Here is an 8,418-nt window from a genome sequence, read left to right as displayed (position 1 = left end):
ACATCCTTTCTTTTGGTGTCGCAACTTAATTGTAACGGATTTTTTTATTTGTCTCAATTTTTTTTTGCAAAAAATAAAGGCATTAGTATTTTTACAAATACCAACACCAAATATTATAGACCCTTTTATTGTTAAGGCCAACATCTTCTTATACAATATTTATGCAGCAGGTAGGAAGAGGGTTAAGACTTTGTGAAGGTAAGACTAAATTAAGAATACTTGATTTTGTAGGAAACTATAAAGGAGCAGAACTTAGGTGTAATTTTTTAACTGGAGAGACAAGAAAGGGAGGCAAACAATTATTACCTACTGATGAACAATTTATTTTACCTGAAAATTGTACCTCAAATTTTGATTTTCAATTAATAGATAATTTAACAGAAAAAAGAAATTTAACAGAAAAGAAATTTCTTAGAAATATATTAATTGAAGAGTATAAAAAAATAAAAGAAGATTTAGGAAAAGTACCAAGTCTTTTAGATGTATATACATATAGTGAAGAAAAAATATATACATATATAAAAGAGTTTGGATCATGGGATAATTTCCTTTTAGAAGCAGGAGACTTAGAAGAATATAAAAAATTATACAAAATTTCTTCTCAAGATTTTTTAAAATATTTAGAGCAAACTCGTATGACAAAATTATATAAATTGGCATTATTTCTTTCTTTATTTAAAGGGAAAGTAAAACAAAGGGTAACAGCAAAAGAGATAGGATTATCTTTTAAAGAGTTCTATAGTGATAAAAATAATGCATTGGAATTAACAAATAAAAAACATGAAGGCTATAAAAACTGGGAAGCAATTAAATTTTTTGATATAATAGCAGAAGATTATCCTATTAAACACACTACAGGAGAAGTAGAAGGAGCAAAGTTTTTTAAGTATGATAAGAAAAATAAAATATATTCATTAGATAATTCATTATATGCTGAGATAAAAGAAGATGAGAAGTTACATAAAGATATTTTAGAAAGAATAGAATTAAAAAGAAGAGGATATCTAAATAAAAAATTTAATATAAAATTATAGAAAGGAAGACAATGAGTAAAGAATACTATAATAAAAATACAGAAGAATTTTATAAAAATACAATAAATGCTAAAATGAATGAAACCTATGATATTTTTGAAAAATATTTAAAGGGAAATAAAATATTAGATCTAGGTTGTGGAAGTGGAAGAGATAGCCTTTATTTTTTAAATAGAAAGTATAATGTAACTGCTCTAGATGTTTCTGAAAACTTAGCAAAAAAAGCAAGTAACTTAATAGGGCAAGAAGTTATAATAAAAGATATGTTAGATATAGATTATATAAGTGAATTTAATGGTATATGGGCATGTGCATCTATTATACATATTAAAAGAAATGATATTTTAGATATGTTTAAAAAATCCTATAATGCTTTAGAGGAAGAGGGAATATTCTATTCATCATTTAAATATAGAGATAGTGACTATGAAAAATGCGGAAGATCATTTACTTGTTTCAAAGAAGAGGGAATGGAAGATCTATTAAAATTAACAGATTTTAAAATAATAAAAATATGGAAAACAACAGACGTTAGACCAGGAAGAGATACAGAATATTGGTTAAATATATTACTTAAAAAATAAAGTGTTGATAAATAGAAAAATATGAAGTATTCTTTTAGTAGAGAGGTTACAATAAATTTAGGAGGTGTAGTTATTATGGAAGCTATATTTAATAGAAGAAGTGTTAGAAAATATACGAATCAAGCAGTGGAAGAAGAAAAAATCATTAAACTTTTAAGAGCAGCCATGCAAGCTCCATCAGCAGGGAATCAACAACCATGGGAGTTTATAGTTGTGCAAAAAAAAGATACTTTAAAAGAACTTTCTGTAACAAGTCCTTTTGCAAAATTTGTTGAAGATGCAGCTATAGCAATAGTTTTATTATCAAATGAGGAAAGATTAAAATATCCTGAAAATTGGCAGCAAGATATGGGAGCAGCAGCTGAAAATATTTTAATAGAAGCTACAGATTTAGGATTAGGAGCAGTTTGGCTTGGAGTAGCACCCTTTGAAGAAAGGGAAAATCATATTGAAGATATCTTTCAATTAAATGAAAATTTAAAGCCTTATTGTGTAATTGCTTTAGGTTACCCAATGGAAGGATCAGAAAATAAATTTATTGATAGATATGATGAAAAAAGAGTACATTTTGAGAAAATTTAAAATTAAAATACTTTAAATGAAAAGGAGAAATATGAAATACAAAGTTGCATTTATATGTGTTCACAATTCTTGTAGAAGTCAAATGGCTGAAGGATGGGCTAAAAAACTAGCCAGTGATATTTTTGAAGTTTATTCTGCTGGAACAGAAAATTATGGGGAAGTTAAACCTCTTGCAGTGGAAGTTATGGAAGAAGCAGGAGTTAGTATGAAAGATCATAGGCCAAAATTACTTTCAGAAATTCCTTCTAAAGTTGACATATTAATAACAATGGGATGCAATGTTGTTTGTCCATATATTCCAAATAAATATAAGGTAGATTGGGGACTTGATGATCCTTCTGGAGGAACTATAGAAGACTTTAGAAAAACAAGAGACCTTATAAAAGTAAAAGTAGAAAAATTAATACAAATGGTTAAAAATAAAGAAATAAAACTTTAATAAATTTAAAGTTACCTAAAAAACATTTGATTTATACTAATTAATAGTAAAATTAGGTGTTTTTTATTTATAATTGATTTTTCAATGTATTAGAGTATAATTATAATGAACTTTAAAATATTTTATATAAGGAGAATTGTTATGGAAAGTGTATTAAAGTATAGTTTGATATTTTTAAGTTGCAGTATAATAGGATGGGTTATAGAAATAATCTATAGAAGATATTTTGGAGAAAACAAAAAATTTATTAATCCTGGATTTTTATTTGGTCCATATTTACCTATATATGGATTTGGAGGAATAGTCCTATATATATTATCTAATTTTCAAATAGACAATGTAAGTAGATTTTTCCTAATTGCAGGGGCTATGACCCTAATAGAATATATTGGGGGATATATTATTTTAAAATACTATAAAGTTAGATTATGGGATTATAGAAATGAAAAATTTAACCACCAAGGATTAGTTTGTGTTAAATATAGTTTGTTTTGGGGGATACTAGGAGAAATTTTCTACATATTTCTATATTTTAAAATAATAGATAGCGTGGAATTTCTTTATTCAAACTTAAGTTTCTCATATTTTTTAGGAATGTTCTTTGGATTTTTCATTGTGGATATTGTTATAAAGTTTAATTTAATGAATATATTAAAAACTGCAATAGATGAAATAGAAAACACAGAATTTGCTTTGAATATGGATACTTTTAGGTTGAGAGTTAAGGAAAGAAGAAGAAAAATTAATTTGGGATTTAGACTGATACCTACCTTTCACAATATTAACATTAAAGAGGTAGTTAAAGAAATTTCCAAGGAAAAAATTAAAAACATAAAAAAGAATAGAAATAAAGAAAATTAGATTAAAAAATAGAGAGGCTAATAATTATTAGCTTCTCTATTTTATGTAAATTATTAATCAGTTGATAAACTAGGTGCATATATTAAATTCATACGTGGTATGGAACTTATTTTATCAAAACCCTTAATGTTTTCAGTGTTGTATTTAAATAAAAGAGCCTTATGTTTGTTTCTAGGGTGGATGAACACACGGCTTTTAGCAGCACTTCTAGCTTTAATAGTAGCTTGAAGGGCGTCAATTATTTCCATAGGAAATTTAGTGTCCAAATGAGCACTTAAAATATATTTAATAGGGTATTTTTTTAGATTTTCAATGTTATTACAATAGTCCATTAAAGAAATTCCCTCATCATAATACATCCAAAGGCTAGAAGCCACAGCATCACTTGAAAATAGAATTCTAGTTTGGTAGTCAAAGGCAACCATTTGTCCAAGGGTATGTCCAGGAATTTTATTAAACTCAACTATTCTATCTCCCAAATCAAATTTAACTTTATCTTCCATGGGAATAAATTTCTTAGTTGTTTTAGAAACATATTCTTTCCCATTAAAATCTTCAGGCCAAATATATTCCTTTTTTAATTTATCATATCTTTTTTTCATAGTTTCAATCATTAATTCTTTTTCTTTTTCATATCGAGAATATGTTTTAAGATCGTTTTTATTAATATAGATTTCATTATATAAATAATTTCCTCCAGTGTGATCAAGGTGACCGTGACTGTTAACAACAATAAGGGGTAGATCAGTAATTTTCTCTACAACTTTCTTTGAATTATAAAAGCCAAAACCAGTATCAATTAACATTGCTTTTTTTGTTCCAAGCAATAGTGTCAAATAATTTCCACCAAGTTCTAAAATTCTGTAGGTATTTTTTTCAATTTCTGTAATTTTAAATATCTCTTTTGTATCCAAAATAACTCTCTCCTTTTATTTTTTTTCTTATTATACAATTAATTTCCAAAAATTAAAAGTATTTGTGTTAAAATTAAGTATAAAATATTGATAATGTGTTTTTAAGTTGACTTATGTAGATAATTAGTATACAATTTGACTATCTTTTAATAAAAATATAAAAGCACATTAGGTTTTTCTAATGGAAAAAAACCTTGAAAAGTGCTATAATATGGGAGATAAAATGTTAAAAAAACAAATTGCAGAAATAGGAGAAATAATATGATTGTAAATATATTTTTAGTAGTATTAGCTTATGTATTAGGTTCAATACCTAATGGAGTTTGGATTGGTAAAACTTTTAAAGGGATAGACATTAGAACAGTGGGAAGTAAAAACTCAGGTGCAACAAATGCCTATAGAAATTTAGGTGCTAAGTATGGAATTGCCACTTTGTTACTAGATGCTCTAAAGGGGTTTTTACCTGTATACATTGCATATAAAGTAGGAGCAAATTCAAGTTTCATAGTTTTTATGGGACTGATAGCAATATTAGCTCATTCTTTTTCTTGCTTTTTAAATTTTAAAGGTGGAAAGGGAGTAGCAACAAGTTTAGGAGTATTTCTATTCTTATCTCCAAAGGGAGTTTTAGTTGCTTTAGTAGGTTTTTTAATAGTTCTTTACTTTACAAGATACGTGTCGTTATCATCTGTTACAGGTGCTGTAATACTACCAATAATGGTGTATATATTACCTGTTAGAGAAGGAGTTGATAAAGGAACTCTTTGTGTTTTAGTTACAATAATAGGAGCCTTTGTTATATACAAGCATAAGGCAAACATTTTTAGATTGCTTAACGGAACAGAATCTAAAATAGTTTTTAAATAAAGAGAGGTTACCAATGGAAAAAATAGTAGTTGTTGGTTGTGGAAGCTGGGGAACAGCATTAGCGTTAACCTTAGCTAGAAAAAAATGTTATGAAATTCATATGTGGGAACACAAGAAAGAAGTAGCAGAGGAATTGCAAAGGACAAGGGAAAACAAACTATTAAAAGGAGTAACATTACCAGAAAATATTTATATTACCAGTGATAAAGAAAATTTGTTAAAGGATGCAAAAGCAGTTATTTTTTCAATACCTTCCCAAGCTTTAAGAAGTGTAGTAAGTGTCTTTGCTGACCAATTGAGATCTGATTTAGTAATAGTTAATACTGGAAAAGGTCTTGAAATATCAAGTGAAATGAGATTATCAGAGGTTATTAAGGATGAAATTTTAGGAAAGTATCACAAAAATATAGTTGTATTATCAGGACCAACTCACGCAGAGGAGGTAGCAAATGATTTACCTACAACAATTGTTGCATCAGGACAGTTGGAAAAGGCAAAAATAATTCAAGAAATTTTTAATTCTCAAAAATTTAGAGTTTATGTTAATGAGGATATGATAGGAGTTGAACTTGGAGGAGCTGTAAAAAATTGTATAGCCCTAGGAGCTGGGATAGCAGATGGTTTAAAATTTGGAGACAATACAAAGGCAGCTTTAATAACAAGGGGAATTAGAGAAATGATAAGATTTGGAGAAGCTTGTGGAGCCAATCCTAAAACTTTCAATGGACTATCAGGAATAGGAGACTTAATAGTTACTTGTGCAAGTAAACATAGTAGAAATAGACATGTTGGAGAAAAGCTTGGTCAAGGTAAAACTTTAAAAGAAATATTAGAAGAAATGGAAATGGTTGCAGAGGGTGTCCCAACTGTAAAAGCAGTACATAAAAAAGCTGAAAAATTAAATGTAAGTATGCCAATAACAGAAGCAGTTTATAAAATTTTATATGAAGATAAAAAAGCCACAGAAATGGTCGAATATTTAATGTCTCGTGAGTTAAAAGAAGAATTTTAAAATGGGGGATTTATGGAAGAAAGAGATCTAGTTTCTTTGTATTTAAAGGATATAAGGAAATATAAAATTTTGGAAAAATCAGAGGAAGAAGAACTATTATTAAAGGCAAAAGCAGGGGATAGTGAGGCTAAAAATCAACTTATTTTATGTAATTTAAGGCTTGTTGTAAGTGTGGCTAAAAATTACATGAGTAAAGGAATGAACTTTATAGATTTAATCAGTGAAGGGAATTTAGGATTAATACATGCAATAGATAAGTTTGATTTATCCAAGGGCTATAGATTTTCAACCTATGCAGTTTGGTGGATAAAACAATCTATCACTAAAGCAGTTATAAACAAAGGAAGAGAAATAAGAATCCCTTCTTATAAATATGATTTATTTAACAAAGTTAATAAAATAGTTATGAAAAATTTCGTAAAAGATGGGAAATATGTGTCTGAGAAAAAAATAGCTGAAGAAATTGGAATTAGTGAAAAAAAAGTAAAAAATATCATGCAAGAATTTCAAGAAATATTATCTCTTAACATGGAAGTTGGAGAAAATATCTATTTAGAAGATACTTTAATTAATAAAAGTAGCAAAAATTTAGAAGAAAAAATCATGGAAAAATTAGGTAATGAAAAAGTCCATGAAATTCTAGATACCTTGGAACTAAGGGAAAAAGAAATATTAAAAAGAAGATATGGACTAGATGGATATGATATTAATACTCTAGAAGAAATTGGATATGAATTTAAAATAACTCGTGAACGAGTTAGACAATTGGAAAAGAAAACCTTATTAAAATTAAGAAAAAAATATAACAAGGATTTAGGAGAAATATTATATAGGAAATAAGCGGGGGTAGTAAATGTTTCTAAAAATTAACAGAAGTGAATTTTTAAAAAATTTAAGAATTGTAGAAAAGGCTATTGGAGAAAATAAGATAAGACCAATTCTTTCTTGTGTTTACATGAGAACAGAAGGAACTAAACTTTGGTTTTGTGGAACTAATTTAGAATTAACAATAAAAACAAAAATGGAAAGTGAAGTGTTTGAAGAAGGAAGGTTAGTATTTCAACCACAACTTATAGAAGAATATATAAAGGAAATTTCAGATGAATTTATTACTTTAAAAACTGAAGATGAAATATTACTAATAGAAACTGAAGATTCCTCTTCAGAATTTGCAATTATGGACGTTGAAGAATATCCAACAATTTCAAATGTAAACATAGAAGAAACAGAAAAATGTCTTACTATTAAAGGAAATGAATTACTAGATGTATTTGAAAAGGTAAAATTTTCAGCAGCAGCAAGTGCAGATAATTTATCAATAAACTGTATTAGAATAGATATGTCTAACAAGGTAGCAAGATTTATATCCACAGATACTTATCGTTTAACTTATTTAATTAAAGAAGTTGAAAGTGATTCTAAGATGAGTGTGAGCGTTCCTTTAAATACTGTTGATGCTATAACTAAACTTTTAAAAAGTGACTCAATAGATCCAATAAACATTAGTAAAAGGGATAATAAAATTTACTTTGTTTCAGGGGAAGTTGAGATAATTAGTAGAACTATAGAGTTAGCTTTTCCAAATTATGAGGGAATATTAAGTGGTTCTTTATATAATAAAACAATGGTAACTACCAATGAAGATGTACTAAAAATATTTAAAAGAGTTTTAATTTTTGTTAAGAATAATGTTGAATCAAAAAATGGAGCTATATTTAAATTTACACAAGGTAGAATGGTAATTAATGGAGTTAGTGACATTGCTAAAATAAACGAAGATAGTGAAGTTAATTTTTCTGGAGAGGATTTAAAAATATCCCTTAATGTAAAATTCCTACTAGAATTTTTACAAAATTTAGAAAAAGATGACATTATAACTTTGGAATTTAAAGAATCAAATAGTTCTGTTAGATTAACTAGTAAAAATAATGAGGATTATATTTATGTTGTAATGCCTCTAGCTTTAAAAGATATATAAACAGAGAATAAACACATAAAAAAAAAGGTTCTTTGTCAACTGGTGTTGGTGGAGAAAAATAAAAAAATAAATAATGTTTTTGTTCCTTCAGCTTTATGCTGAAGGAATTTTTATTTTTGTTAAATTGCTATAAATTAAAATTCTATT

10 protein-coding genes are annotated in these 8,418 nt (G+C 27.1%); 9 read left to right on the top strand and 1 reads right to left on the bottom strand.

Annotated features, from left to right (window positions below):
* The first annotated feature begins 128 nt into the window (after window positions 1-128).
* The 5 genes from GIL12_RS09575 to GIL12_RS09555 all read left to right on the top strand — a co-directional run bounded on the left by GIL12_RS09575 (window position 129) and on the right by GIL12_RS09555 (window position 3,500).
* Window positions 129-1,034: a homing endonuclease associated repeat-containing protein gene (locus GIL12_RS09575; RefSeq protein ID WP_163470256.1), complete on the top strand. Its 906-nt coding sequence runs from the start codon at window positions 129-131 to the stop codon at window positions 1,032-1,034.
* A gap of 11 nt (window positions 1,035-1,045) precedes the next feature.
* Window positions 1,046-1,618 (top strand): class I SAM-dependent methyltransferase, encoded by a 573-nt coding sequence (locus GIL12_RS09570; protein ID WP_163470255.1) that lies wholly within the window; start codon window positions 1,046-1,048, stop codon window positions 1,616-1,618.
* Between the two features lie 75 nt (window positions 1,619-1,693).
* Entirely contained in the window at window positions 1,694-2,200 is a 507-nt protein-coding gene (locus GIL12_RS09565) for a nitroreductase family protein (RefSeq protein WP_163470254.1), read from the top strand.
* A gap of 31 nt (window positions 2,201-2,231) precedes the next feature.
* Entirely contained in the window at window positions 2,232-2,639 is a 408-nt protein-coding gene (locus tag GIL12_RS09560) for an arsenate reductase ArsC (RefSeq protein ID WP_163470253.1), read from the top strand.
* Between the two features lie 141 nt (window positions 2,640-2,780).
* Window positions 2,781-3,500 carry a putative ABC transporter permease gene (locus GIL12_RS09555; protein WP_163470252.1) on the top strand — a complete coding sequence of 240 codons (720 nt, stop codon included), beginning with the start codon at window positions 2,781-2,783 and terminating at the stop codon, window positions 3,498-3,500.
* A gap of 53 nt (window positions 3,501-3,553) precedes the next feature.
* On the opposite strand, the gene GIL12_RS09550 is transcribed toward GIL12_RS09555, so the two are convergent.
* Complete coding sequence (locus tag GIL12_RS09550; protein WP_163470251.1) at window positions 3,554-4,414, bottom strand: MBL fold metallo-hydrolase; 861 nt, start codon at window positions 4,412-4,414, stop codon at window positions 3,554-3,556.
* A gap of 261 nt (window positions 4,415-4,675) precedes the next feature.
* Between GIL12_RS09550 and plsY the strand changes: the two genes are divergently transcribed.
* From plsY to dnaN, 4 genes are read left to right on the top strand one after another with little or no spacing between them, the layout of a single operon-like run.
* Window positions 4,676-5,281, top strand: a complete 606-nt coding sequence (gene plsY, locus GIL12_RS09545; protein WP_163470250.1) for a glycerol-3-phosphate 1-O-acyltransferase PlsY — start codon at window positions 4,676-4,678, stop codon at window positions 5,279-5,281.
* A 13-nt stretch (window positions 5,282-5,294) separates the two neighbouring features.
* A complete protein-coding gene (locus GIL12_RS09540; RefSeq protein ID WP_163470249.1) occupies window positions 5,295-6,293 on the top strand; it encodes an NAD(P)H-dependent glycerol-3-phosphate dehydrogenase in 999 nt (332 codons plus the stop codon).
* Between the two features lie 12 nt (window positions 6,294-6,305).
* Window positions 6,306-7,133: an RNA polymerase sigma factor RpoD/SigA gene (locus tag GIL12_RS09535; RefSeq protein WP_163470248.1), complete on the top strand. Its 828-nt coding sequence runs from the start codon at window positions 6,306-6,308 to the stop codon at window positions 7,131-7,133.
* A gap of 13 nt (window positions 7,134-7,146) precedes the next feature.
* Entirely contained in the window at window positions 7,147-8,271 is a 1,125-nt protein-coding gene (gene dnaN, locus GIL12_RS09530; protein WP_163470247.1) for a DNA polymerase III subunit beta, read from the top strand.
* Window positions 8,272-8,418 lie beyond the last annotated feature (147 nt).

Origin of the sequence: Fusobacterium sp. IOR10 (assembly GCF_010367435.1) — a bacterium.
Lineage (GTDB): Bacteria > Fusobacteriota > Fusobacteriia > Fusobacteriales > Fusobacteriaceae > Fusobacterium_B.
The sequence above is the reverse complement of the archived record's forward strand: the minus strand, read 5'-3'. Positions and strand labels throughout refer to the sequence as shown.

What these genes read in the sequence shown, in the direction of transcription:
- GIL12_RS09540 (WP_163470249.1), top strand. Translation starts at nt 5,295, where the DNA reads ATGGAAAAAATAGTAGTTGTTGGTTGTGGAAGCTGGGGAACAGCATTA.
- GIL12_RS09565 (WP_163470254.1), top strand. Translation starts at nt 1,694, where the DNA reads ATGGAAGCTATATTTAATAGAAGAAGTGTTAGAAAATATACGAATCAA.
- GIL12_RS09555 (WP_163470252.1), top strand. Translation starts at nt 2,781, where the DNA reads ATGGAAAGTGTATTAAAGTATAGTTTGATATTTTTAAGTTGCAGTATA.
- plsY (WP_163470250.1), top strand. Translation starts at nt 4,676, where the DNA reads ATGATTGTAAATATATTTTTAGTAGTATTAGCTTATGTATTAGGTTCA.
- GIL12_RS09560 (WP_163470253.1), top strand. Translation starts at nt 2,232, where the DNA reads ATGAAATACAAAGTTGCATTTATATGTGTTCACAATTCTTGTAGAAGT.
- GIL12_RS09570 (WP_163470255.1), top strand. Translation starts at nt 1,046, where the DNA reads ATGAGTAAAGAATACTATAATAAAAATACAGAAGAATTTTATAAAAAT.
- dnaN (WP_163470247.1), top strand. Translation starts at nt 7,147, where the DNA reads ATGTTTCTAAAAATTAACAGAAGTGAATTTTTAAAAAATTTAAGAATT.
- GIL12_RS09535 (WP_163470248.1), top strand. Translation starts at nt 6,306, where the DNA reads ATGGAAGAAAGAGATCTAGTTTCTTTGTATTTAAAGGATATAAGGAAA.